The sequence below is a fragment of the Pseudomonas sp. 2725 genome, assembly GCF_050434585.1.
Lineage (GTDB): Bacteria > Pseudomonadota > Gammaproteobacteria > Pseudomonadales > Pseudomonadaceae > Aquipseudomonas > Aquipseudomonas jessenii.
In genome coordinates this window covers 75,137-97,081 of the sequence record NZ_JBNDIV010000005.1, presented here as the reverse complement: position 1 = coordinate 97,081, position 21,945 = coordinate 75,137, and the positions used below count along the sequence as shown (strand labels likewise).

Below are 21,945 nucleotides of genomic sequence, written 5' to 3'. Positions count from 1 at the left end.
AAAAATTCGGCGTAATGATTTGAAAGATCGAAAAAAATGATACTTGGAGGTGTTTGCCCGGCCGCCCGTTTGTGTTTGTCCCGTGCTTTGGCTAATCTCGCCGAAGAGCGCAATTTCACGCATAAACGGGCAAAAACATGCACGACAACCATTCCGCTGCCGAACTTCCATCCGTACGCCGGCAAAAAATCCTGTTGATCCTCGAACGTGACGGCAAGGTCATGGCCTCGGAGTTGAGCCAGCATTTCGCGGTGTCCGAAGACACCATCCGCCGGGATCTGGCGGAACTGGCCAGTGTCGGCCTGGTGCAGCGGGTACACGGCGGGGCGTTGCCGCGTCCCAAGGACACGGGTAAGGACTATTTCACCCGGATCAGTGAAACCGATGAGGTGAAAACCCATCTGGCGCAATTGGCTGCGCGACGGGTGCAAGACGGTCAGATCGTAGTGTTCGATTCCGGCACTACCACCTTGCAGATCGCGCGTTCGCTGCCGGCGGACATCGCCATTACCGCGATCACCGCGTCGCCGATGACCGCCATCACCTTGTCCGAATACAAAGGCATCAAGGTGATTCTGGCGGGCGGCCAGCTCAACCCGGCGACGATGTCGGCCAGCGGTCACGAAACCCTGCGGTTGCTGGCGGGCATCAAGGCCGATCTGCTGTTTACCGGGGTTTGCGCGATTCACCCGCAGGTGGGCTTGAGCTCACTGCATTTTGATGAAGTGCCGGTGAAACAGGCGATGCTCGACTGTGCCTCTCACGTGATTGCCGTCACCACGGCGGACAAACTCGGGGCGGTGGAACCCTTTGTCGTCGCGCCTTGCAACCGCGTGCACACGCTGATTACCGAACGGCATGTGGCGTCTGGCAATGTTGAAGATTACCGGGCGCTGGGGATCGAGGTGGTGCAGGCTTGAGTGGGTCTTTGTGGGAGCGAGCTTGCTCGCGATGGCGTACTTTCAGCCGACATCACTGCTGAATGAGACACCGCCATCGCGAGCAGGCTCGCTCCTACAGGAATCGATGTCGACCACAAATCTCCAGGCCAGCACAAACAACATCCATGTTGAATGTATTGGCCAGTAACCTCAGCGCAGTCGCTCAAGCATCTGGTAGTACCACATGCCGGCGGCGAGCATCGGGTTGCCGAGCAGGTCGCCCATGGGCACGCGGATGTGCTGGCAGGCGGCTAAGGTGTCGAACTGTTCCAGTTTTCCTGTGATCGCACGGCCCATGATTTCGCCCATGATGTGGGTGGTGGCGATGCCGTGGCCGGAGTAGCCCTGGCAATACCAGACGTTGTCCGACAGCTTGCCCAGTTGTGGGATGCGGTTGATCACGATGCCCATCGCGCAGCTCCACTGGTAATCGATGGCCACGCCTTTGAGCGCCGGGAAGGTCTGCTCGATGCACGGACGCAGCTCGGCGGCGATGTCCCGCGAATCCTTGCCGCTGTAGTTGGCGCCGCCCCCGAACAACAGGCGACCGTCAGCGGTGAGGCGGTAGTAATCGAGCACGAAGCGGCAGTCATAGACCGCCAGGTCTTCGGGGTTGATCTGCCTGGCCAGATCGCCCAGCGGCGCAGTGGTGACGATGCCGCCCATGGCCGGGAAAATCTTGCCCTTGAGCTTGCCCGGTTCCAGCTTGTGGTAGACGTCGCCGGCCAGCAGCACCTGGTTGGCGTCGATGTGTCCGTGGGCGGTGCGCACTCCAGGCGTGTCCCCGTGGATGATCTCCAGCACTTCGCTGTTCTCGAAGATCAACGCACCGAGGCTTTCGGCTGCGCGGGCCTCGCCGATGCACAGGTTGAGCGGGTGCAGGTGCATGTTGCGGGTGTTCTTGATCGCGCCGTGGTAGAGGTCGCTTTGCAGCAGGTCGCGCACCTGGCTGCGGTCGAGCAGGCTGACCTCGTCGCCCATGCCACGGTGCACCGCCTCTTCGTAATCCTTGCGCAAGCCGACCATGTGCGCGGGTTTGTATGCAGCGTGCAGGTGGCCGTGCTTGAGGTCGCAGGCGATGCCGTATTTTTCCACGCGCTGCCGGATGATCTGGTGCCCGCGCCAGCGCAGGTTCCAGATGAAATCATCGACTTCATCACCAATGGTGCGGCGCATCTGTTTGCGCATGGCTTCATCGCCCGACAGGCTGCCGGTGACCTGGCCGCCATTGCGCCCGGTGGCGCCCCAGCCGATCTTGTGGCTTTCGACGATGGCGACCTTCAGGCCTTTTTCCGCCAGCTCGACGGCGGTGGCCACACCGGTGAATCCGCCGCCGATGATCACCACATCAACCCGGTGCCGGCCTTGCAGCGTCGGGTAATCGGTGTCCTGGTTGAGGGTGGCGGTGTAGTAGGAATTGCAACGTTGAGTCATGTCGGTGTCCAGGCAGAATTGGGAGAAACCAATGCCGGTCAGGTGAGCACAGTCATTGTGGGAGCGGGCTTGCTCGCGAAGAGGCCCGCACATCCAGCACTTGAGGTGACTGACACACCGCTTTCGCGAGCAAGCCCGCTCCCACAGGTTCTGTGTATGGCTGAGCAGGGTTCACGCGGACCGGGATAGCGAAGGAGGGGGCTCGCCGATCAGGCGAGCAGGGCGCTATCCGGCGGACGTGCGGAGTGACGCAGTTTGGAGCGGCGCAGGGCCATGGGCAGGTTGACGATGCGCTTCATGCAATGCCGTCCACGGCCAGCAGCGAGGTGGCCTGGATCGAGAGGTTCAGCAGGTGCTGTTCTGACGGCAAAGTACGCATGGCGCAGGTTTCCGGCGGCGGAAATCGTCGGTGGCCAGTAGCACAAGCCATCCGGGGGATGGCTGGATACTAGGGAGGATTGCGGCGCGTGTAAATGTTTGATTCAGAACATCAGGTGCACACCCAGGCCGATCAACCCGCAGCCGATCAACACCTCGATCACCCCGCGTTTGAATCCAAGCAATGCAACGCCCGCGACTATCGCGATCAGCAGCGAAGGCCAGTCCAGTGCTCCTTCGAAGCCTTTGGGCCACAGCACGTGGTAGGCAAAGAAACAGGCCAGGTTGAGAATCACGCCCACCACGGCGGCCGTAATGGCCGTCAGTGGCGCGGTGAACTTGAGTTCGTTGTGCGTCGATTCCACCAACGGCCCGCCGGCGAGGATGAACAGGAACGAGGGCAGGAAGGTGAACCAGGTCACCAGCGTCGCGGCGATGGCGCCGGCAACGAAGGCCTGATCCGGGCCGAAGACCTGATGCACGTAGGCGCCGATAAAACCGACGAAGGCGACAACCATGATCAACGGACCCGGCGTGGTTTCACCGAGCGCCAGGCCGTCGATCATCTGCGTAGGCGTCAGCCATCCGTAGTGGCCGACCGCGCCCTGGTAGACATACGGCAACACCGCGTAGGCGCCGCCAAAGGTCAGCAGCGCGGCCTTGGTGAAGAACCAGGCCATCTGGGTCAGCGTGCCTTCCCAGCCGAACAGTGCGGTGAGCATGGCCATGGGCAGTGTCCACAAGATCGCACCGATCACGGCCAGACGCGCCAGTTTCCAGCCACTGAAGCGGGCGTGTCCGGGGGTAGGGGTGTCGTCGTCGATCACTGCCGGGCCGTAGGAGCGTTTCGCAGCGCTGTGGCCACCGGTCCTGAATTTTTCCGGTGCCAGTCGCCCGCCAAAATAACCGATGACCGCCGCGCCGAGCACGATCAACGGAAACGGCACATTGAGCACGAAGATGGCCACGAAGGACGCGGCGGCGATGCCCCATAACCAGCCGTTCTTCAGCGCCCGCGAGCCGATCCGGTGAGCCGCCTGCACGACGATTGCCGTGACCGCAGGCTTGATCCCGTAGAACAGTCCGGCGACCACGGGCACGTCACCAAAGGCGATGTACACCCAGGACAGCGCAATCAGGATGAACAGCGAAGGCAATACAAACAGCACGCCAGCGATCACACCGCCCCAGGTTCGGTGCATCAGCCAGCCGATGTAGGTCGCCAACTGCTGAGCCTCAGGCCCGGGCAGCAACATGCAATAGTTGAGGGCATGCAGAAAGCGCCGCTCGGAGATCCAGCGCCGGCGTTCGACCAGCTCCTGATGCATGATCGAAATCTGCCCCGCCGGCCCGCCGAAACTGATGAAACCAAGCTTGAGCCAGAACAGGAAGGCTTCGCGCAGGCTGATGGACCGGGGTTGCAGTACATCCTGTTGCGTGATCGGGGAGGGCGTGGGGCTCAAGCGGAAACTCCTTGTGCAGAAAAGCTTTGAGCCGATGACTGTAGCTAGGCCGGAGCGCGTTGCATAGCCGCCTCATACGGCCTATCTGCCCAGCGCTCGACGGCTGACCGGTCGCTGTCACGGGCATCGACCCAGCGTGCGCCGGACGCCACGTCTTCGCGTTTCCAGAACGGTGCGTCCGTTTTCAGGTAGTCCATGATGAATGCACAGGCTTCGAAAGCGGCTTGACGATGGGGGCTGCTGACGCCGACAAACACGATCGGCTCGCTGATCGACAACGGGCCGATCCGATGCACGATCTGCACGGCGTTCAATGGCCATCGGGCCCTGGCATTGTCGACGATTTTTTGCAGCGAACGTTCGGTCATGCCCGGGTAGTGCTCCAGAAACAACCCGCTGACCGCCTCACCCTGATTGATGTCGCGCACATAGCCGACGAAGTTGACCACGGCACCCACGCCCGGATCGTTTGCCTGCAGGCTGTCGATCAGCCGGCCGACGTCGAACATTTCACGCTGGACCCGAACCGTCATGTCTCAACCCCCGGTGACCGGTGGAAAAAAGGCGATCTCGTCATAGTCCTCGATCACCCGGTCTGGATGGCACAGCTCCTGGTTCAGCGCACACATCAGGTTGCTTTCACCCAGCACATGGCTCCACACCTCACCGCGAGCCATCAGCAGTCGGCGCACGTCCTCGATGGTCTTGAGGCTGTCAGTCAGGGGCAGTTTTTCACCGCCCAGGTTGAGCTGCTCGCGGTAACGGGCGAAGTAATTGATCAGGATCATTGTGCGTCCTCGAACTTGAAATGACCGGAGCGGCCACCTTGTTTACTCAGCAGGCGGATGTCATCGATGACCATGCCTCGATCCACTGCCTTGCACATGTCATAGAGGGTCAGCGCCGCCACGCTGACGGCGGTCAGGGCTTCGAGTTCGACCCCGGTCTGGCCCTCGACGCGGCACGTACTGAGGATTTTCACGCTGTCGGGTGTGCAGGCCTTGAGTTCGACGTGGATCGAACTGAGCAGAAGGGTGTGGCACAGCGGGATCAGCTCATGGGTTTTCTTTGCCGCCATGATTCCGGCGATCCGCGCCACGGCAAATACGTCGCCCTTGGGGTGGCCGTCGCTTTGAATCAGCTTCAGGGTTTCCGGGCGCATCCGCACCCAAGCCTGGGCCTGGGCTTCACGCAGCGTCGAGGTTTTTTCGCTGACATCGACCATGTTGGCGCGACCCTGGCTGTCGAGGTGGGTCAGCCCATCGGGCGATGCATCTGAAATGTCTGTCATGGGAGGTTCCTGCGCTTGCCAGCGCGGTGATCAGGTGAAGGCATCATGCCGGGCTGTAAATGCGTGGTGCGTTGCGGTGGGGGATGTGAATCAGGTTGAGGCGATGTTTGATTGCCCATTGCACGGTCAGGGCGGTGGGTGCCGACAGACTGACCAGCGTACCGAGCCTGGCCCTGACGGCCTTGTGGATCAGTTCGAGGCTGCAACGGCTGGTGACTACGGTGAAGCCGCAACGGCTGTCGATGCCGGCGTGTTGCAGGGCACCGATCAACTTGTCCAGCGCGTTGTGGCGGCCAATGTCTTCGCGGCAGATCAGCGCGTTGCCTTGGGGGTCGAAGTACAGCGCCGCGTGCAGCGCACCGCTGCTGCGGGCCATTTGTTGGGCCTGTTCGATGCGGTTGCGGATGTCGATGAAATGCTCGGCGGGCGGCAGGGCAACCGGATCGAGAATCTGCAGTTTCGGCAAGGCCTGCTCCAGCGCTTCCACACCGCACAGCCCGCAACCACTGGTGCCGGCCATTTGCCGACGATGGTTCTTCAGCGCCCAGAATGCGCGGCTGGAGATCTGCACGTCGGCTTGAACGGCCTGGTCGAATCGGGTGAGGCGCAAGTCGTAGATTTCGCTCTGGTCCTCAACGATGTCGTTGCTGACGCTGAAGCCACGGATGAAATCTTCGAGGTTGCCCGGCGACACCATCATCACCGCCTGACTCAGACCGTTGTACGTGATTGCCAGGGCAATCTCTGATGCCAGCGCCGCCTGACAGACTGACGCGGCGTTGTCGTACTCGCGAAAGTTCACACTCAACGGTTGGGGCGCGGGGGCATTGGTGTCGCTTCGAACATCGGTTTGTTCAACTTTGCACAACATGAAAAGAACCTCGAAGCGCTGAATTAAGTTCAGGCTACGGGTAACTTTAAACAGCGTCCAATCGCTTGTTCCGATGTGCCGATTGGTGATGTCTATCAAACTGGGCAAACATGTCCGGTTCGGTTTTTTTTAAAACCGAAACTTGATCAGTCAGTCCGGCTGAATAACGTTCGTGCTTCGGCGAAACACTTTTCGGCAATCGCCGAACGCGGTTCGGTCTTGCGCATCACCAGGCCCAGGGGCGCGAGTACGCTGGCATCCGGCAATTCGATGAACGCCAGGTGTTCAATGGGCTCTTCCAGGCCACTGTCCAGCGGCATGATCGCGCAGCAGAAACCCTCGTGAATCGCCTGCAGCAACTGGTAAGTCGAATCGCTTTCCAGGATCGGTTGCGGGTCCAGTCCGCGGCTGCGAAAGCTCAGGTCGATGGATTTGCGGTAGTGCATGCCGTTGCTGAGCATCCCCAGCGGCAGTTCGGCGGCGTCCTCCCAGCTCATTTGCGTGCCGTCGAAATGGAAGTGGCGATTGTCGTACAGCAGGCCGACGCGGGTTTCGCCGATCTCGAAAAACTCGAAATAGCTCGGGTTGACGTGATCGAGGTAGCACACGCCCAGGTCCAGCTGATTGTTGCCAAGGCCCTCGATGATCTGGTCGGAACTTAAAGACGACAGGCTGTACTTGAGCTCGGGAAAGCTGCGGGACAGGTCCTGGATGTAGGTGACTGGGTTGAAGCTGCTGAGGGGTACCAGCCCCAGGCGCAGGTTGCCCACGAGCTGGCCCCGGCACGCGGCGGCCTCGGCGAAGAGCCCGTCGTGGGCGGCCAGCAGGGTCCTGGCCCACGCCAGCACCCGTTCGCCGGCCTCGGTAAAACCCTCGAAGCGCTGGCCTCGGGTGACCAGCACCAGGTCCAGTTCATCCTCCAGGTTGCGCAGGCGCATCGACAGCGTGGGCTGGGTGATGTGGCAGCGCGCGGCCGCCTGGCCGAAGTGGCGGGTCTGCTCAAGGGCAATCAGGAACTTGAGTTGTTTGATGTCCATGACGGCACCTGCTGGCGGGGGAGTGAAGGGTTAAGTATTGACTCAGGCGCGCAAGACACAAGGCGAGGCAGAAATCGTGAGCCGAGACGATCTCATTGTCTTCGGTGTGCGTCCAATCACTGCTATCTAAGGTGTTATCGACGGGCTCTATCATTGCTGTTGTTTCTGGTCTTTTTATATTGATAGATTGGCTCGATAGTCTGGTTGGTTAGAGTGATTAGACACGGCTTGAATTATCGAATTAGTCTCCGGAAGTCATTTAATCAATATCTGCCGGAGAACCCCATGAGCGTCAAACCGGATGCATTGTTTATACCCCTGAATATTGCCGTGTTGACTGTTAGCGATACCCGCGAATATGCCAATGACACCTCCGGCCAATTACTCGTCAGTCGTTTGCTGGAAGCCGGCCACACCCTCAGCGAGCGCAACCTGCTCAAGGACGACCTGTACAAGATCCGCGCGCAGGTGGCGAACTGGATTGCCGACGACGGCATCCAGGTGGTGCTGATCACGGGCGGCACCGGGTTTACCGGCCGCGACAGCACACCTGAGGCAGTGGCCTGTTTGCTGGATAAACAGATCGAAGGCTTCGGTGAGCTGTTCCGGGCGATTTCGATCCTCGATATCGGCACCTCGACGGTGCAGAGCCGGGCATTGGCCGGGCTGGCCAATGGCACGCTGGTCTGCTGCCTGCCGGGTTCCACGGGCGCCTGCCGCACCGCGTGGGAAGGCATCCTCGCCGAGCAACTCGACGCGCGCCACCGGCCGTGCAATTTCGTACCGCACCTCAAGCCTACGCAGGCTTGCGGGACGCGGGGATGAGCTATTCACCCTTGATGCCGGTGGAGGATGCCATCGAACGGTTGCTGACAATGGCCGAGGCACAGAGGATTGAAGACAGTGAAGCGGTGCCGCTCAGTGCCGCACGGCAACGGGTGTTGGCCAATGACCTGGTGGCGACCCTCGATCTGCCGCTGTGGCCGAACAGCGCCATGGACGGCTATGCCCTGAATGTCGACGGTTGGGACGGGGCACCGCTGACCGTGTCGCAACAGGTATTTGCCGGTCACGCCCCCCAAGCACTGGCACCGGGAACCTGCGCGCGCATCTTCACCGGCGCCCCGGTTCCGCCGGGTGCCAACGGCGTGGAGATGCAGGAGAACACGCAAGTACTGGATGACGGACGTATCCGCTTCAAGCAGCCATTGAGCGCCGGCAGCAACATCCGCCCGCAAGGTCAGGAGAACCGAGTCGGCGATGTGTTGCTGCGCGCCGGCAAGCGCCTCGGTCCGTTCGAACTGGCGGTCGCGGCAGCGCAGGGCTGCACCCATGTGCAGGTCGTGCGGCGACCACGGGTGGCGTTGCTGTCCACCGGCGATGAACTGGTCGATCCGGGCACACCGCTCAAGCCCGGCAGCATCTACAACAGCAACCGCACATTGTTGAGCCATTGGTTGAATGCGTTGGGTTGCGAGGTCATCGAGGCCGGCATTCTCCCCGACGAGCCACGCCAGACGCGACTCAAACTCGAACAACTGCAACACACGGCGGACCTGATGCTCAGCACGGGCGGCGTGTCCGCCGGTGACGCCGACTGCCTCGGCCAGGTACTGCGCGAGTGCGGCAAGCCGTTGCTGTGGAAGCTCTCGATCAAACCCGGCAAGCCATTGACCGTGGGCCACTTCGGCCGCGTGCCGGTGATTGGCCTGCCGGGCAATCCGACCTCGGCGTTGGTCACTTTCGGTCTGTTGGCCCGGGTTTATCTGTTGCGGATTCAGGGTGTCGAAGACGTCGAGCCTTTGAGCTTCCCGGTCAGGGTCGGCTTCGCCTGGCCCAAACCCGGAAGCCGCCGCGAGTACCTGCGGGCGAAACTCGAAGCCGGTTGCGCGGTGCTCTATCCGAACCAGAGTTCCGGCGTGTTGCTGGGCGCATCCTGGGCCGATGGGCTGGTGGAAGTGCCGGAAGGCTGCACACTGGAAGCGGGCGACATGGCGCGGTTTATTCCCTTCAGCGAGCTGTTCTGAATTCCGCAAACAAACTGTGGGAGCGAGCTTGCTCGCGATGAGGCCGGCACATTCAACAGAGAGGTTGACTGACCTGACGTCTTCGCGAGCAAGCTCGCTCCCACAGTTTTGATCTTCAGTGAATGTCAACCTTGCGACCGGCCACAATCCCTGTGGGAGCGAGCTTGCTCGCGATGAGGCCGGCAAATCCAACAGAGATGTTGGCAGGCAGACCGCTATCGCGAGCAGGCTCGCTCCCACAGTTTTGATCTTCAGTGAATGTCAACCTTGCGGCCGGCCACAATCCCTGTGGGAGCGAGCTTGCTCGCGATGAGGCTGGCAAATCCAACAGAGATGTTGGCAGGCAGACCGCTATCGCGAGCAAGCTCGCTCCCACAGAATTTGTGTGTTTCCTGAGTCTCAGTTCAACACAAAATCCACCGGCTCCAGTTGCGGTGGCAGTTCTGTCACACCCAGGGCAGCCAGCACATCGCGCTCGATATTGCGCACGATGGCATCGGTGGGCAGGTCGTTTTCGTCGCGGCCGAAGGGGTCTTCCAGTTCATCGGCAATCGCATCCAGGCCGAAAAAGGTGTAGCTGACAATCGCGGTGAAAATCGGTGTCAGCCAGCCTAGGGGTTCGGCCATGGCAAAGGGCAAGAGGATGCAGAACAGGTAGATGGTGCGGTGCAGCAGCAGGGTGTAGGGAAAGGGTAGCGGGGTGTTCTTGATCCGTTCACAGACGGCCTGGGCATGGGTCAGGCTGGTCAAATGGTTGGCCATGAGCGTGTAGCGCCAGTCGTTGATCGCCCCGGATTCGTTGAGTGACGAGCACTGTTGACCGACCTGCATCAGTATCTGCCCGCTGATGTCCGTGGTGTTGCCCTTGGGCATCGGGTGCAGCCAGTCGCCACTGGCGGCCATCTCGTTTTCCTGGCGCAGGCGCGCGTTGAGGGCATGGGCGAAGCCGCAGAGGTTGCTGAGGATCGTGTGGCGCTCAGCGGTGTCCTTGATCATCAGGGTTTCACGAATCATCGAGCGGATCTCCACGATCACATCGCCCCAGGCCTTGCGCGCTTCATACCAGCGGTCGTAGCAGGCGTTGTTGCGAAAGCTCATGAAGATCGACAGCGACAAACCCAGCAGCGTGAAGGGCGTGGCGCTGACCTTGGAAAAGTAGCTGGGGTGCAGGGTTTCGATGAGCACGATGGCCGAGGCGAGCAGCGTCACCATCAGGCTGCGCCAGGCGATGCGTTTGGCAATCGAACCCTTGAGGGACGTCAGCACGCCGATCAGGTTGGGTTTGGGTCTCACGATCATGGGTTTCAGCCGCCCGTCATGTTCATGAAGCGAATGACCTGAACATCGTCGTTCACTTCGAAGTTGTGTCGATAAGGCTTGAGTTTCATCGCCTCGATAATGGCTTTTTCCAGGCGCTCGGGCTGTCCGGGGTGGCTGCGCAAGACCGCCTTGAGATCCACGGAGTGCTCATTGCCCAGGCACAGCAGCAGACGTCCCTCCACGGTCAGTCGCACCCGATTGCAGGTGCCGCAAAAGTTGTGGCTGTGAGGTGAGATGAACCCCAGGCGAATCTGCGGCGCCTCGGCCAGGCGCCAGTAGCGCGACGGTCCTTGGGTCGACTCGGCGGAATCAATCAAAGTGTAGCGTTCGGCAATGCGTTCGCGGACCTGGGCACTTGCGAAAAACGATTCGGCGCGACTGTGCTCGTCGATGGTGCCCAACGGCATTTCCTCGATGAAGGAGATGTCGAGGTTACGGTCGATGGCGAAGCTCACCAGATCATTGATCTCATGGTCGTTGCGACCTTTCATCACCACGCAATTGAGCTTGGTGTTGCGAAATCCCGCCTGGTTGGCCGCGTCGATGCCTTTGATCACCTGCGCCAGGTCACCGGTGCGGGTCAGTTCGCGAAAACGTTGCGGGTCCAGGCAATCGAGGCTGATGTTGAGGCGCTTGACCCCGGCTTCGAACAACGGCCCGGCCAGTTTGGCCAGCTGCGAACCATTGGTGGTCATGCACAGTTCACGCAGGCCGGGCAGGGCGGCGATCTTCTCGCACAACTGCACCACGCCCGGACGGATCAGCGGCTCGCCCCCGGTCAGGCGGATCTTGCGGGTGCCCAGCGCCACGAAGCTTTGTGCCAGTTGATAAATCTCTTCCAGCGTCAGCACCCGTTGGCGGGGCAGAAACTGCATGTCCTCGGCCATGCAATACACGCAACGGAAATCGCAGCGGTCGGTGACTGACATCCGCAGATAGTCCACGCGCCGGGAGAATCCATCGATCAAGACTTGTTCTGACATGACACCCTCGCTTGGCACGCATTGAATGAATGTTCCGTGTAGGAGCGAGCTCTGCTCGCGATGGTCGTTAACGATTACGCGTGCTTGCTGGTTGAACACGGTGCTCTTGAGTCCATCGCGAGCAGAGCTCGCTCCTACAGAAATTACGCCGATAACGGATTTATTGAGCGCAGGCTAAGAGCAACTTGTCGGCCCGTCCAATCACTATTAGTAACCGGTTGATCGAGTGCATCTATGATGGATAAAGTTGCAACGTTAACGGCTGTTTAGATCTTATAAGCTATTGATAAACAACAATAAATATCGATGATAAATATCCTCGATCATGTGGTCGTAAATAGCGATTAGACAATAATTATTCCCTGTTCATATGCTTTCTCCGTCAAACGATCAATGGCCTGAATCAGGTCACGGAGAAGTACCATGTCTCAAGTCGACCGCTACAAACCCTACAAAGGTGCCGCCGCTGGTTGGGGCGCGCTGATTGCTGTTACCAAAAACTGGCTGGGCAGTGAAAACGCGCTGAAGAATATTCGTGCCATGCTCAAGACCAACCAGAACGGCGGGTTCGATTGCCCCGGTTGTGCCTGGGGCGAGTCGCCGGAAAACGGCATGGTCAAGTTCTGCGAGAACGGCGCCAAGGCGGTTAACTGGGAAGCCACGGGCCGTTTGGTCGACCCGGCCTTCTTCAACAAATACAGTGTCTCGGCACTGGCCGAGCAGAGCGATTACTGGCTGGAGTATCAGGGCCGCCTGACCCACCCGATGCGCTATGACGCGGCCACTGACCGTTACGTGGAAACCACCTGGGACGAAGCGTTCGCGCTGATCGCCAGGCACCTCAACGCGCTGGAATCACCGGACCAGGCCGAGTTCTATACCTCGGGCCGGGCCAGCAACGAAGCCGCCTTTCTCTATCAGCTGTTCGTCCGGGCCTACGGTACCAACAACTTTCCGGACTGCTCCAACATGTGCCATGAAGCCAGCGCGGTGAGCATGATCGAAAGCCTCGGCGTGGGTAAAGGCACCGTGGTGTTCGACGATCTGGAACATGCCGATGCGATTTTCGTCATCGGTCAGAACCCTGGCACCAACCACCCGCGGATGCTTGAACCGTTGCGCGAAGCGGTCAAGCGCGGTGCACAGGTGATCTGCATCAACCCACTCAAAGAGCGCGGGCTGGAGCGCTTCCAGCATCCACAGCACCCGATCGAAATGCTGCTGAACGGCTCCGAGCCCACCAACACAGCCTACTTCCGCCCGGCACTGGGCGGCGACATGGCGGTCATGCGCGGCATGGTCAAGTTCCTGCTGCAGTGGGAGCGCGAAGCTCAGATCAGCGGCGGCGAACCGGTGTTCGACCATGAGTTCATCGCCGAACACACCTCGGGAATGGGCGCTTACCTGGGCGAAGTCGACGCAACCAGTTGGGAGCACATCGAGCAGCAGTCTGGCATGCCATTGGCGGACATCGAACTCGCCGCCCGCATGTACGCCCGGTCCAAGCGGGTGATCATGTGCTGGGCGATGGGGCTGACCCAGCACACGCATTCGGTGCCGACGCTGCAGGAAGTCATCAACCTGATGTTGCTGCGCGGCAACGTCGGCCGTCCCGGCGCAGGCCTGTCACCGGTTCGCGGTCACAGTAACGTGCAGGGCGACCGCACCATGGGCATCAACGAACTGGCGCCCACCGACTTGCTCAATGCCCTGGAAAAACGCTTCTCCTTCAAGCCACCTCGCGAGCACGGTCACAACACCGTGATGGCGATCGGCGCGATGGAGCAGGGGCGTTCGAAAGTGTTTATCGCCCTGGGTGGCAACTTCGCCCAGGCCACCCCCGACACGCCACGCACCCACGCCGCGTTGCGTAAATGCGACCTCACCGTGCACATCGCCACCAAGCTTAACCGCAGCCATCTGGTCACCGGCCGTGAAGCACTGATCCTGCCGTGCCTGGGCCGCACCGACATCGATATCCAGGCCGAAGGACCGCAAGGCGTCACCGTGGAAGACACCTTCAGCATGATCCACATCTCCCACGGTCAACTGAAACCGAAGTCGAAACACCTGCGCTCCGAGCCTGCGATCATTGCCGGCATCGCCGCCGCGACACTGGGCAAGCACCCGATCGACTGGAACTGGGCCATCGGCGACTACGGTCGCATCCGCAACATGATTGCCGACACCATTCCCGGTTTCGAAGATTTCAACCAGCGCTTGCTGCATCCGGGCGGTTTCCACATGCCCAACGACGCGGCCAGGCGCATCTGGAAAACCGCCAGCGGCAAGGCCCAGTTCACGCCGAGCGTGCTGCCGGAGCACCTGATCAGCGAGGGCGTGCGCAACCTGACGGTCAAGCCACACCTGATTCTGCAGACCATGCGCTCCCACGATCAGTACAACACCACGCTGTATGGCCTGGATGACCGTTATCGCGGGGTGTACGGCATGCGCGACGTGGTGTTCGCCAACGAGCAGGACATTCGCCGGCTGGGTTTTGAGCCTGGGCAGAAGGTCGACCTGGTGGCGCTGTGGGATGACGAGCGCGAGCGTCGGGTCAGCGGTTTCACCCTGATCGCCTACGACATTCCGGCCGGTCAGGCAGCGGCGTACTACCCCGAGACCAACCCGCTGGTGCCGCTGGAAAGTTACGGTGACCGCACCTTCACCCCGACTTCCAAGTTCATCGCCATCCGGCTGGAGCAGGCGAAGGCCAGCAACCTGATTTCGACTTCCGCCGCGTAGCACCGGGGGCGGCCCGGTGCCGCTCACCTAACCCTTTCGACTTGTGTTGGCTGCAGGCCCCCGGCCTGACGGTGGCCCGGCCGTGTGCCGCCGTTTTTCAGCCGCAATGAGGATATCGACATGTTTAACCTGGAGGCACTTGACCTGGCGCGCATTCAATTCGCGTTCACGGTTTCGTTCCACATCATCTTTCCCGCCATCACCATCGGGCTGGCCAGTTTCCTGGCGGTGCTCGAAGGGCTTTGGCTGAAGACCCACAACGACACCTACCGCGATCTCTACCATTTCTGGTCGAAGATCTTCGCCGTCAATTTCGGCATGGGCGTGGTCTCGGGGCTGGTCATGGCCTACGAGTTCGGCACCAACTGGAGCCGTTTCTCCGACTTCGCCGGCAGCATCACCGGGCCGTTGCTGACCTATGAAGTGCTCACGGCGTTCTTCCTCGAGGCCGGTTTTCTCGGGGTCATGCTGTTTGGCTGGAACCGGGTAGGGCGCGGCTTGCACTTCTTCTCGACGGTCATGGTCGCCATCGGCACCCTGATTTCGACCTTCTGGATTCTTGCGTCCAACAGCTGGATGCAAACGCCCCAGGGCTTCGAGATCGTCGACGGTCGGGTGATGCCGCTGGACTGGCTGGCCATCGTGTTCAACCCGTCGTTCCCGTACCGCCTGGCGCACATGGCGATTGCCGCTTTCGTGGCCACCGCGTTCTTTGTCGGCTCGTCGGCGGCGTGGCACCTGCTGCGCGGCAACGACACCAAACAAGTGCGCAAGATGCTGTCGATGGCGTTGTGGATGGCCTTGATCGTCTGCCCGATCCAGGCAGTGGTCGGTGACGCCCACGGCTTGAACACTCTGGAACATCAACCGGCGAAGATCGCTGCCATCGAAGGGCACTGGGAAAACAACGGGAGCGAAGCGACGCCCCTGGTGCTGTTCGGCATCCCCGACATGCAGGCCGAGAAAACCAGGTACGCCATCGAGATTCCGTACCTGGGCAGCCTGATCCTGACCCACAGCCTCGACAAGCAGATCCCGGCGCTCAAGAGCTTCCCGAAAGAGGACCGACCCAATGCGACGGTGGTCTTCTGGAGCTTCCGCGTCATGGCCGGGCTGGGCATGTTGATGGTGCTGGCCGGCGTGCTCGGCCTGGCCCTGCGCCGCAGCGGCGCCATCTACCGCAATCGCTGGTTCCTGCGCCTGATGCTGTGGATGGGGCCAAGTGGCCTGATCGCCATGCTGGCCGGGTGGATCACCACCGAAGTCGGGCGCCAGCCGTGGGTGGTGTATGGCCTGCTGCGTACCGCCGATGCCGCGTCCAATCACAGCGTCGCGCAGTTGAGCATCTCGCTGGCGCTGTTCGTGGTGATTTATTTCTCGGTGTTCACGGTGGGCATCGGCTACATGATGAAACTGGTCGGCAAAGGACCGCAGCCCCATCACGGGCATCCGGTCGACGGGCACTCCGATCAGCTGGTCACACCGCGCCGGCCGCTGTCCGCCGACGCTGAAATTCTCGAAACCGACGCCCGCGTCAATTGAAGGAAGGGAGTTGAGTCATGGGTATTCAAGGTATCGATTTATCGCTGATCTGGGGCGTGATCATCGCCTTCGGCGTGATGATGTACGTGATCATGGACGGCTTCGATCTGGGGTTGGGCATTCTGTTTCCGCTGATCCCGGATGCGAAGGAGCGCGATGTGATGATGAACACCGTGGCACCGGTCTGGGATGGCAACGAGACCTGGCTGGTGCTGGGCGGCGCGGCGCTGTATGGCGCGTTCCCCCTGGCCTATTCGGTGATTCTGGAAGCGTTGTACCTGCCGCTGATCCTGATGTTGTGCGGCTTGATCTTTCGCGGTGTGGCGTTCGAGTTCCGTTTCAAGGCCAGCCCTGAAAAGCGTCACATCTGGGACATGGCGTTCATCGGCGGTTCGCTGCTGGCGACCTTTTCCCAGGGCGTGGTGATCGGCACCTACATTGCCGGCATCCCGGTGGTCGAGCGCCAGTTCGCCGGCGGTTCGCTGGACTGGCTGGCACCGTTTCCGCTGTTCTGCGGTGTCGGTCTGATCGTCGCTTATGCGCTGCTCGGCAGCACCTGGTTGCTGGTCAAGACCGAAGGCATGCTGGAATCGCGTATGCGCCTGTTCACCCGGCCCCTGGCCTGGCTGCTGTTGGCGGTGATCGGCGTGATCTGTGTATGGACGCCCATCCTCCATCCGGAAATAGCCACGCGTTGGTTTGCCCATGCGCACCTGGCGGTGTTCGGAGGCCTGGCGCTGCTGGCCTTGCTGGCGATGTTCGGCTTGCTCAGGACCCTGCGCCAACGTCACACCCATTGGCCGTTCGCCTTCACCCTTATGCTGGTGTTCCTGGGTTACATCGGCCTGGCGTTCAGCATCTGGCCGAACATCGTGCCGCCGTCGATCAGCCTGTGGGCAGCGGCGTCACCGCCAACCAGCCAGTTGTTCATCCTGATCGGCGCGCTGTTCATTCTGCCGATCATCCTGATGTATACGGTCTGGAGCTATTACGTATTCCGCGGCAAGGTGAGGATTGGCGATGGCTATCATTGATTCTTGTGAACGGGCACCTTGGTACAAGCGACTTGGGTGGCTGGTGGTGATCTGGTTGGGCAGTGTGGTTGCCTTAGGTGTGGTGGCGGGGGCATTGCGGATGTTGATGCATGCGGCTGGGATGAGTAGCCACTGATGGCCAGTCATTAAGGAGTTCCAGTTCACGTTGATGCGTATGCATGGATTGGATTGGATTGGGTGAATATCCATTCCTGCGGTAACGACCACCTATGGTTCCGCTCTTACAGCGGGTCACTTGGAAAAGCCCCAAGTAACCAAGGGCTCTTGCCCCTGACGTTCGGTGCCTCGCTGTGGCTCGGCATGCCCTCGCTCCGGTCCTGCTCCGTGGGCCCGCCGCCATCGGCCATCCATGGCCGGCGGCGGCTAACCCGGCATCCATGCCGGGTTGCCCACTACGCAGAACCTCCGCTCGGCCTCACGAGGGGGCGTGTACCGCAAAAGCGCCCGAGGCGGCCTATCGGCCGGCCTGATCACAATTAGAAGTCGTTTATCTGTAGGAGCGATGCTTGCTCGCGAAAAACGTCTGAACAACGCGGGCATTCAGACAACCCGCGTTATCGTTGACGTCCATCGCGAGCAGGCTCGCTCCTACAGGTACGAGGTAGCTCGGGCTTTTGATTTTGATCTGCCCCATCGGCCGGCCTGATCGCAATTGAGCTCGTTTCCGTGTAGGAGCGAGCTTGCTCGCGAAAAACGCCAGGACAACGCGGGCATTCAGACAACCCGCGTTATCGTTGACGTCCATCGCGAGCAGGCTCGCTCCTACAGGTACGAGGTAGCTCTGGCTTTTGATTTTGATCTGCCCCATCGGCCGGCCTGATCGCAATTGAGCTCGTTTCCGTGTAGGAGCGAGCTTGCTCGCGAAAAACGCCAGGACAACGCGGGCATTCAGACAACCCGCGTTATCGTTGACGTCCATCGCGAGCAGGCATCGCTCCTGCAGGTGCCCCGTTGGGTGGCCCGTCCGCGACACATTCAGAGTCTTGTCATTACTGCGCCCCAAACAGCGCCGTCCAGTAAATCCCCGCATCGCTCTTCGGATCGGTCGCGTAAGCCGCGCCCAGTTCGCGGAACTGTGGGTTCATCAGGTTGGCGCAGTGGCCGGGGCTGGCCAGCCAGCCTTCGACCACCTTGTGCGCGGTGTCTTGGCCGGCGGCGATGTTTTCGCCGATCTGCTGGAAGTCGTAGCCGGCCAGTTCCGCGCGGTCGCCCGGGGTGCGGCCATCGCGGTCTTTGTGATCGAAGTAGTTGTTGTTGGCCATGGAGCGGGAGTTGCCTTCGGCGGCGGTGGCCAGGGTGGCGTTCCAGGCCAGCGGTGGCGCGGCGGCGAAGGACTGCGCGCCGCATTGGCGTGGTCGGGTGCGTGCGGCGTTGAGTTCGGTGAGCAGCTTCTGGCCTTCGGCCTGCGCGTCGCCCAGGCGTGCGCTCAACAACGGCCGTGCGACCACGATGCGCCATTCACGGTCCTGGCGGCTGACGCCGACATCGACGAATTGCGGGTCGAGGACGATCTGGCAAAAGCTCTCCTGAATCGCCTTCATCGCCGAGGCGGCATCGCGAGGCCCGGACAGGCTGATGGCTTGCACATTCTTCATGGGATAACCGGCAGTGACCATGGCCTGCTGCAGATTACCGATGTTCGGGGCGGTCAGCACCAGGCGCGGGTCGGCCGACAGGGGGGGCAGCTCCGATGAAGCCTGGCCTGCGCAGCGCTGCGGTTGGCTACGGTAGACGTTGATCGATTCGATCAATTGCGCTTCGTCGGCCGCGACGGCGTTGGCGGCGAATACCAGGCCCAGTGATACACCGGCCAAACGCATTGCGGATGAAATGAAACCCATGAAAATCCCCCTTGAGCAGATTGCGCCCATGATGCGCGAAGTTGGCCCATCTAAGACAACGGATTTATCCAGAGTGTAGTGGGGTGGGCGAAATCATTTCACTACTAGACTCAATTGAACCACTCACCATGTGACACCGACCATGCGCTTCGACCGCTTCGACTGGATCGCCACCTGCCTCGCCCTGACGTTGCTTGCCGGCCCGGTATCCGCTACGGATCAAGCGCAAAAGCAGGAGTCGGCTGAGAACAAGGCCGAGGTGCTGGAACAGAAAGCCGCCGAGAGCAACAACCCGGCACCAGCGCCCAAGGCAGAAGCCATTACCCCGTCAGAAGTCCAGGCCGTCGACCCGGCCGGCGCCGCGCCACTGGACGATGCGATCACTTGCCTGGCCCGGTCCATTTACTGGGAAGCCAAGGGCAAGGACGCCGCCGACATGGAGGCGGTGGCCAACGTGGTGATGAATCGCCTGGGCCACGAGGGCTTTCCGGACACGGTGTGCAAAGTGGTCAAGCAGGGTTCGGAAACCAGGAGTTGCCAGTTTTCCTGGTGGTGCGACGGTAAATCCGATTCGGTCCAGGAAGAAGTGCCTTACGCGATGGCCAAGGAAATCGCGCGCAAGGCCCTGAACAAGGAGCTGCCGGATCGCACCCAGGGTGCCCTGTATTTCCATGATCGTACCGTCAAGCCGGATTGGGCCAGGCAATACATCAGGACCGTGGATATCGGTTTGTTCCGGTTTTACAAACCCCATGGCGGATCGGCCAGATAACCGCGGTGTTTTCGGCCGGATATTTTATTTTTTCGAGGTGGCGCGAGGCGTTATCCAAACTGAAATGTGTCTGTTTTATAAGCTTCATAACGCAACCGTGCGCGAATGAAGCCATAAGCAGGGACTACACATGAAGTTGACGAGGGTCCGGATCAGTCATCTCGCGTCGATCGCGGCGCAGTCGCCGGCGCGCTTCCCATGACCGTCCTGGTCACCGGTGCGGCCGGTTTCATCGGCTTTCATACGGTCCAGCGCCTGTGCCGCGAGGGTCAGGAGGTCGTTGGTATCGATAACCTCAACGACTATTACGACGTGGAACTCAAGCACGCACGTCTCAAGGTGCTGGAGACTCTGCCGGGTTTTCGCTTCCGGAAAATGGACATCGTCGATAAACCTGCCCTGATGAGCCTGTTTCAACAACACGCTTTTACCGAGGTGGTGCACCTGGCGGCCCAGGCCGGGGTGCGCTACTCGCTGGACAACCCGGATGTCTACGGGCAATCGAACCTGGTGGGTTTCCTCAATGTGCTCGAAGCCTGTCGGCACCATCGCCCCGAGCACCTGATCTACGCCTCGAGCAGTTCGGTGTACGGCGCCAACAGCAAGATGCCGTTCAGTGTCGAGGACCCTGTCGATCATCCCGTTTCGCTGTACGCCGCCAGCAAGCGCGCCAATGAACTGCTGGCTGAAAGTTATTGCCATTTGTATGGCCTGAAAGCCAGTGGCCTGCGCTTCTTTACCGTCTACGGCCCGTGGGGTCGTCCGGATATGGCGCTGTTCAAGTTTACCGACGCCATCCTCAAAGGCCTGCCCATCGACATCTACAACCAGGGGCAGATGTACCGCGACTTTACCTTTGTCGACGACATTGTCGAAGGGATCGCCCGACTGCGGCCAAGGCCTCCGGTGCCGGAAGGCTCTGTCGCCGGGGTTAACCGGCTCTTCAACATCGGTCGCGGCATGCCGGTGGCGTTGCTGGATTTTGTCGAGTGCCTGGAATCAGCCCTGGACCTGCAGGCCCGGCGCAACTACTTGCCAATGCAGGCCGGTGACGTGGTCAAGACCTGGGCCGATGTCTCGGCGCTGGCCGATTGGGTGGGCTTCAGCCCGCAGGTGACGCTGGAAACCGGCGTCGGTGAATTCGTGAAGTGGTATCGGCAGTTCTATCAGATTTGAAGCGTTCGCCTCTGATCTCGAACAATCAAAAAAGGCGAGAGAGACCCCATGAGCCAAGACATTTTTGTATCCGTAGTGATTCCCGCCAAGAACGAAGCGAACAACCTCAAGCCATTGCTTGAAGAAGTCCGCGTGGCGCTGGCCGATGAGGCTTACGAAATCATTGTGGTCGACGATGGCAGCACCGATTCGACCCTGCAGGAACTGCGGCAGATCCGCCATAACGGCTTGAACACCTTGCGCATCTTGCATCATGAGCGGTCGCTGGGGCAGAGCACCTCGCTGTACCACGCGGCCCGTGAGGCACGCGGGCAGTGGCTGGCGACCCTCGATGGCGACGGCCAGAACGACCCGGCGGACATTCCCGGCATGCTGGCGCTGGTGCGCGGCGAACCGGGCAATGTCGATGTACAACTGGTGGCCGGGCACCGGGTCAATCGCCGTGACACCGCGAGCAAGCGCTACGCCTCGCGGTTCGCCAACAACCTGCGCCGGCGCCTGCTCAGGGACGCCGCCCCGGACACCGGTTGTGGCCTGAAGCTGATCGAGCGCGCGGCGTTCTTGCGCCTGCCGTACTTCGACCACATGCATCGCTATATTCCGGCGCTGATCCAGCGTCATAACGGGCGCATGATCGTGCACCCGGTCAACCACCGTCCGCGCACGGCCGGGGTGTCGAAATACGGCAACCTCGACCGCGCGCTGGTCGGCATTCTTGACCTGATCGGCGTCTGGTGGCTGATCAAACGCACGCGCCTGAACACCCAAGCCCAGGAGCTCGAAGGATGATTCTGACCCGTGAAACCCTGTGGTTGCTGGTCGGCTTTGCAGGGCAGGCTGCCTTTACCGGGCGGTTTGTCTTGCAGTGGTTGTACAGCGAGTACAAGAAACGCAGCGTGATCCCGACCAACTTCTGGTACCTGAGCATCGTCGGCAGCACCTTGTTGCTCGCCTATGCCATTTACCGCCAGGACCCGGTGTTCATCGTCGGGCAGGCGTTTGGCTCCCTGGTCTATTTTCGCAACCTGCAATTGATTGCCAAAAGCAGAAGCGCAAAGGAATAAGC

At 60.7% G+C, this 21,945-nt stretch carries 22 protein-coding genes; 11 read left to right on the top strand and 11 right to left on the bottom strand.

Features of this window, described 5'->3' with window-relative positions; all coding sequences use genetic code 11:
- The first annotated feature begins 137 nt into the window (after nt 1-137).
- Entirely contained in the window at nt 138-920 is a 783-nt protein-coding gene (locus ABIE16_RS15255; RefSeq protein WP_090456143.1) for a DeoR/GlpR family DNA-binding transcription regulator, read from the top strand.
- A gap of 171 nt (nt 921-1,091) precedes the next feature.
- Here the strand turns inward: ABIE16_RS15255 and ABIE16_RS15250 are convergent, their stop codons facing one another.
- The 7 genes from ABIE16_RS15250 to ABIE16_RS15220 form a co-directional block, all read right to left on the bottom strand.
- Nucleotides 1,092-2,375: an NAD(P)/FAD-dependent oxidoreductase gene (locus tag ABIE16_RS15250; protein WP_429521471.1), complete on the bottom strand. Its 1,284-nt coding sequence runs from the start codon at nt 2,373-2,375 to the stop codon at nt 1,092-1,094.
- Between the two features lie 482 nt (nt 2,376-2,857).
- Nucleotides 2,858-4,216 carry a chromate efflux transporter gene (chrA, locus tag ABIE16_RS15245; RefSeq protein WP_090456140.1) on the bottom strand — a complete coding sequence of 453 codons (1,359 nt, stop codon included), beginning with the start codon at nt 4,214-4,216 and terminating at the stop codon, nt 2,858-2,860.
- A 44-nt stretch (nt 4,217-4,260) separates the two neighbouring features.
- On the bottom strand, nt 4,261-4,749 hold the full coding sequence (gene moaE, locus ABIE16_RS15240) for a molybdopterin synthase catalytic subunit MoaE (RefSeq protein WP_159390179.1): 489 nt from the start codon (nt 4,747-4,749) through the stop codon (nt 4,261-4,263).
- 3 nt (nt 4,750-4,752) lie between these two features.
- Complete coding sequence (moaD, locus tag ABIE16_RS15235) at nt 4,753-5,004, bottom strand: molybdopterin converting factor subunit 1 (RefSeq protein ID WP_090456136.1); 252 nt, start codon at nt 5,002-5,004, stop codon at nt 4,753-4,755.
- Nucleotides 5,001-5,507, bottom strand: a complete 507-nt coding sequence (moaC, locus tag ABIE16_RS15230; protein WP_150814415.1) for a cyclic pyranopterin monophosphate synthase MoaC — start codon at nt 5,505-5,507, stop codon at nt 5,001-5,003. The genes moaD and moaC overlap by 4 nt, the downstream gene beginning before the upstream one ends.
- Nucleotides 5,508-5,550: 43 nt before the next feature.
- Complete coding sequence (gene fdhD, locus ABIE16_RS15225; RefSeq protein ID WP_429521470.1) at nt 5,551-6,378, bottom strand: formate dehydrogenase accessory sulfurtransferase FdhD; 828 nt, start codon at nt 6,376-6,378, stop codon at nt 5,551-5,553.
- 146 nt (nt 6,379-6,524) lie between these two features.
- Nucleotides 6,525-7,415: a LysR family transcriptional regulator gene (locus ABIE16_RS15220; RefSeq protein ID WP_429521469.1), complete on the bottom strand. Its 891-nt coding sequence runs from the start codon at nt 7,413-7,415 to the stop codon at nt 6,525-6,527.
- Nucleotides 7,416-7,700: 285 nt separating this feature from the next.
- On the opposite strand from ABIE16_RS15220, the gene moaB reads away from it, so the two are divergent.
- Both moaB and ABIE16_RS15210 read left to right on the top strand, forming a co-directional pair.
- Nucleotides 7,701-8,240, top strand: a complete 540-nt coding sequence (moaB, locus tag ABIE16_RS15215; protein ID WP_154861959.1) for a molybdenum cofactor biosynthesis protein B — start codon at nt 7,701-7,703, stop codon at nt 8,238-8,240.
- Nucleotides 8,237-9,442 (top strand): molybdopterin molybdotransferase MoeA, encoded by a 1,206-nt coding sequence (locus tag ABIE16_RS15210; RefSeq protein WP_429521468.1) that lies wholly within the window; start codon nt 8,237-8,239, stop codon nt 9,440-9,442. The genes moaB and ABIE16_RS15210 overlap by 4 nt, the downstream gene beginning before the upstream one ends.
- A 399-nt stretch (nt 9,443-9,841) precedes the next feature.
- On the opposite strand, the gene ABIE16_RS15205 is transcribed toward ABIE16_RS15210, so the two are convergent.
- Together ABIE16_RS15205 and moaA are read right to left on the bottom strand one after the other, a co-directional pair.
- Entirely contained in the window at nt 9,842-10,741 is a 900-nt protein-coding gene (locus ABIE16_RS15205; protein ID WP_154861957.1) for a bestrophin family protein, read from the bottom strand.
- 5 nt (nt 10,742-10,746) lie between these two features.
- Complete coding sequence (gene moaA / locus ABIE16_RS15200; RefSeq protein ID WP_090456122.1) at nt 10,747-11,745, bottom strand: GTP 3',8-cyclase MoaA; 999 nt, start codon at nt 11,743-11,745, stop codon at nt 10,747-10,749.
- 423 nt (nt 11,746-12,168) lie between these two features.
- On the opposite strand from moaA, the gene ABIE16_RS15195 reads away from it, so the two are divergent.
- From ABIE16_RS15195 to ABIE16_RS15180, 4 genes are all read left to right on the top strand, one after another.
- Nucleotides 12,169-14,493, top strand: coding sequence for an FdhF/YdeP family oxidoreductase (locus tag ABIE16_RS15195; RefSeq protein WP_429521467.1), 2,325 nt, complete (start codon nt 12,169-12,171; stop codon nt 14,491-14,493).
- Nucleotides 14,494-14,613: 120 nt separating this feature from the next.
- Nucleotides 14,614-16,035, top strand: coding sequence for a cytochrome ubiquinol oxidase subunit I (locus ABIE16_RS15190; protein ID WP_150814423.1), 1,422 nt, complete (start codon nt 14,614-14,616; stop codon nt 16,033-16,035).
- A 17-nt stretch (nt 16,036-16,052) separates the two neighbouring features.
- On the top strand, nt 16,053-17,069 hold the full coding sequence (gene cydB, locus ABIE16_RS15185; protein ID WP_429521466.1) for a cytochrome d ubiquinol oxidase subunit II: 1,017 nt from the start codon (nt 16,053-16,055) through the stop codon (nt 17,067-17,069).
- Entirely contained in the window at nt 17,056-17,205 is a 150-nt protein-coding gene (locus tag ABIE16_RS15180) for a DUF2474 domain-containing protein (RefSeq protein WP_429521465.1), read from the top strand. The genes cydB and ABIE16_RS15180 overlap by 14 nt, the downstream gene beginning before the upstream one ends.
- A 372-nt stretch (nt 17,206-17,577) precedes the next feature.
- On the opposite strand, the gene ABIE16_RS15175 is transcribed toward ABIE16_RS15180, so the two are convergent.
- On the bottom strand, nt 17,578-18,009 hold the full coding sequence (locus tag ABIE16_RS15175) for a hypothetical protein (protein WP_429521464.1): 432 nt from the start codon (nt 18,007-18,009) through the stop codon (nt 17,578-17,580).
- Between the two features lie 70 nt (nt 18,010-18,079).
- Nucleotides 18,080-18,931 (bottom strand): CAP domain-containing protein, encoded by an 852-nt coding sequence (locus ABIE16_RS15170; RefSeq protein WP_429521463.1) that lies wholly within the window; start codon nt 18,929-18,931, stop codon nt 18,080-18,082.
- A gap of 142 nt (nt 18,932-19,073) precedes the next feature.
- On the opposite strand from ABIE16_RS15170, the gene ABIE16_RS15165 reads away from it, so the two are divergent.
- From ABIE16_RS15165 to ABIE16_RS15150, 4 genes are all read left to right on the top strand, one after another.
- Nucleotides 19,074-19,703: a cell wall hydrolase gene (locus ABIE16_RS15165; RefSeq protein WP_429521462.1), complete on the top strand. Its 630-nt coding sequence runs from the start codon at nt 19,074-19,076 to the stop codon at nt 19,701-19,703.
- 198 nt (nt 19,704-19,901) lie between these two features.
- Entirely contained in the window at nt 19,902-20,879 is a 978-nt protein-coding gene (locus ABIE16_RS15160; protein WP_407516437.1) for an NAD-dependent epimerase, read from the top strand.
- A 48-nt stretch (nt 20,880-20,927) separates the two neighbouring features.
- The gene (locus ABIE16_RS15155) at nt 20,928-21,668 is read left to right on the top strand and encodes a glycosyltransferase family 2 protein (protein ID WP_429521461.1); all 741 of its coding nucleotides are present in this window, start codon (nt 20,928-20,930) and stop codon (nt 21,666-21,668) included.
- Nucleotides 21,665-21,943, top strand: coding sequence for a lipid-A-disaccharide synthase N-terminal domain-containing protein (locus ABIE16_RS15150; RefSeq protein ID WP_095945709.1), 279 nt, complete (start codon nt 21,665-21,667; stop codon nt 21,941-21,943). Before ABIE16_RS15155 ends, ABIE16_RS15150 begins: the two co-directional genes overlap by 4 nt.
- Nucleotides 21,944-21,945: the final 2 nt, after the last annotated feature.

What these genes read in the sequence shown, in the direction of transcription:
- ABIE16_RS15255 (WP_090456143.1), top strand. Translation starts at nt 138, where the DNA reads ATGCACGACAACCATTCCGCTGCCGAACTTCCATCCGTACGCCGGCAA.
- ABIE16_RS15250 (WP_429521471.1), bottom strand. Translation starts at nt 2,375, where the DNA reads ATGACTCAACGTTGCAATTCCTACTACACCGCCACCCTCAACCAGGAC.
- moaE (WP_159390179.1), bottom strand. Translation starts at nt 4,749, where the DNA reads ATGACGGTTCGGGTCCAGCGTGAAATGTTCGACGTCGGCCGGCTGATC.
- moaD (WP_090456136.1), bottom strand. Translation starts at nt 5,004, where the DNA reads ATGATCCTGATCAATTACTTCGCCCGTTACCGCGAGCAGCTCAACCTG.
- moaC (WP_150814415.1), bottom strand. Translation starts at nt 5,507, where the DNA reads ATGACAGACATTTCAGATGCATCGCCCGATGGGCTGACCCACCTCGAC.
- fdhD (WP_429521470.1), bottom strand. Translation starts at nt 6,378, where the DNA reads ATGTTGTGCAAAGTTGAACAAACCGATGTTCGAAGCGACACCAATGCC.
- ABIE16_RS15220 (WP_429521469.1), bottom strand. Translation starts at nt 7,415, where the DNA reads ATGGACATCAAACAACTCAAGTTCCTGATTGCCCTTGAGCAGACCCGC.
- moaB (WP_154861959.1), top strand. Translation starts at nt 7,701, where the DNA reads ATGAGCGTCAAACCGGATGCATTGTTTATACCCCTGAATATTGCCGTG.
- ABIE16_RS15210 (WP_429521468.1), top strand. Translation starts at nt 8,237, where the DNA reads ATGAGCTATTCACCCTTGATGCCGGTGGAGGATGCCATCGAACGGTTG.
- ABIE16_RS15205 (WP_154861957.1), bottom strand. Translation starts at nt 10,741, where the DNA reads ATGATCGTGAGACCCAAACCCAACCTGATCGGCGTGCTGACGTCCCTC.
- moaA (WP_090456122.1), bottom strand. Translation starts at nt 11,745, where the DNA reads ATGTCAGAACAAGTCTTGATCGATGGATTCTCCCGGCGCGTGGACTAT.
- ABIE16_RS15195 (WP_429521467.1), top strand. Translation starts at nt 12,169, where the DNA reads ATGTCTCAAGTCGACCGCTACAAACCCTACAAAGGTGCCGCCGCTGGT.
- ABIE16_RS15190 (WP_150814423.1), top strand. Translation starts at nt 14,614, where the DNA reads ATGTTTAACCTGGAGGCACTTGACCTGGCGCGCATTCAATTCGCGTTC.
- cydB (WP_429521466.1), top strand. Translation starts at nt 16,053, where the DNA reads ATGGGTATTCAAGGTATCGATTTATCGCTGATCTGGGGCGTGATCATC.
- ABIE16_RS15180 (WP_429521465.1), top strand. Translation starts at nt 17,056, where the DNA reads ATGGCTATCATTGATTCTTGTGAACGGGCACCTTGGTACAAGCGACTT.
- ABIE16_RS15175 (WP_429521464.1), bottom strand. Translation starts at nt 18,009, where the DNA reads ATGGACGTCAACGATAACGCGGGTTGTCTGAATGCCCGCGTTGTCCTG.
- ABIE16_RS15170 (WP_429521463.1), bottom strand. Translation starts at nt 18,931, where the DNA reads ATGGGTTTCATTTCATCCGCAATGCGTTTGGCCGGTGTATCACTGGGC.
- ABIE16_RS15165 (WP_429521462.1), top strand. Translation starts at nt 19,074, where the DNA reads ATGCGCTTCGACCGCTTCGACTGGATCGCCACCTGCCTCGCCCTGACG.
- ABIE16_RS15160 (WP_407516437.1), top strand. Translation starts at nt 19,902, where the DNA reads ATGACCGTCCTGGTCACCGGTGCGGCCGGTTTCATCGGCTTTCATACG.
- ABIE16_RS15155 (WP_429521461.1), top strand. Translation starts at nt 20,928, where the DNA reads ATGAGCCAAGACATTTTTGTATCCGTAGTGATTCCCGCCAAGAACGAA.
- ABIE16_RS15150 (WP_095945709.1), top strand. Translation starts at nt 21,665, where the DNA reads ATGATTCTGACCCGTGAAACCCTGTGGTTGCTGGTCGGCTTTGCAGGG.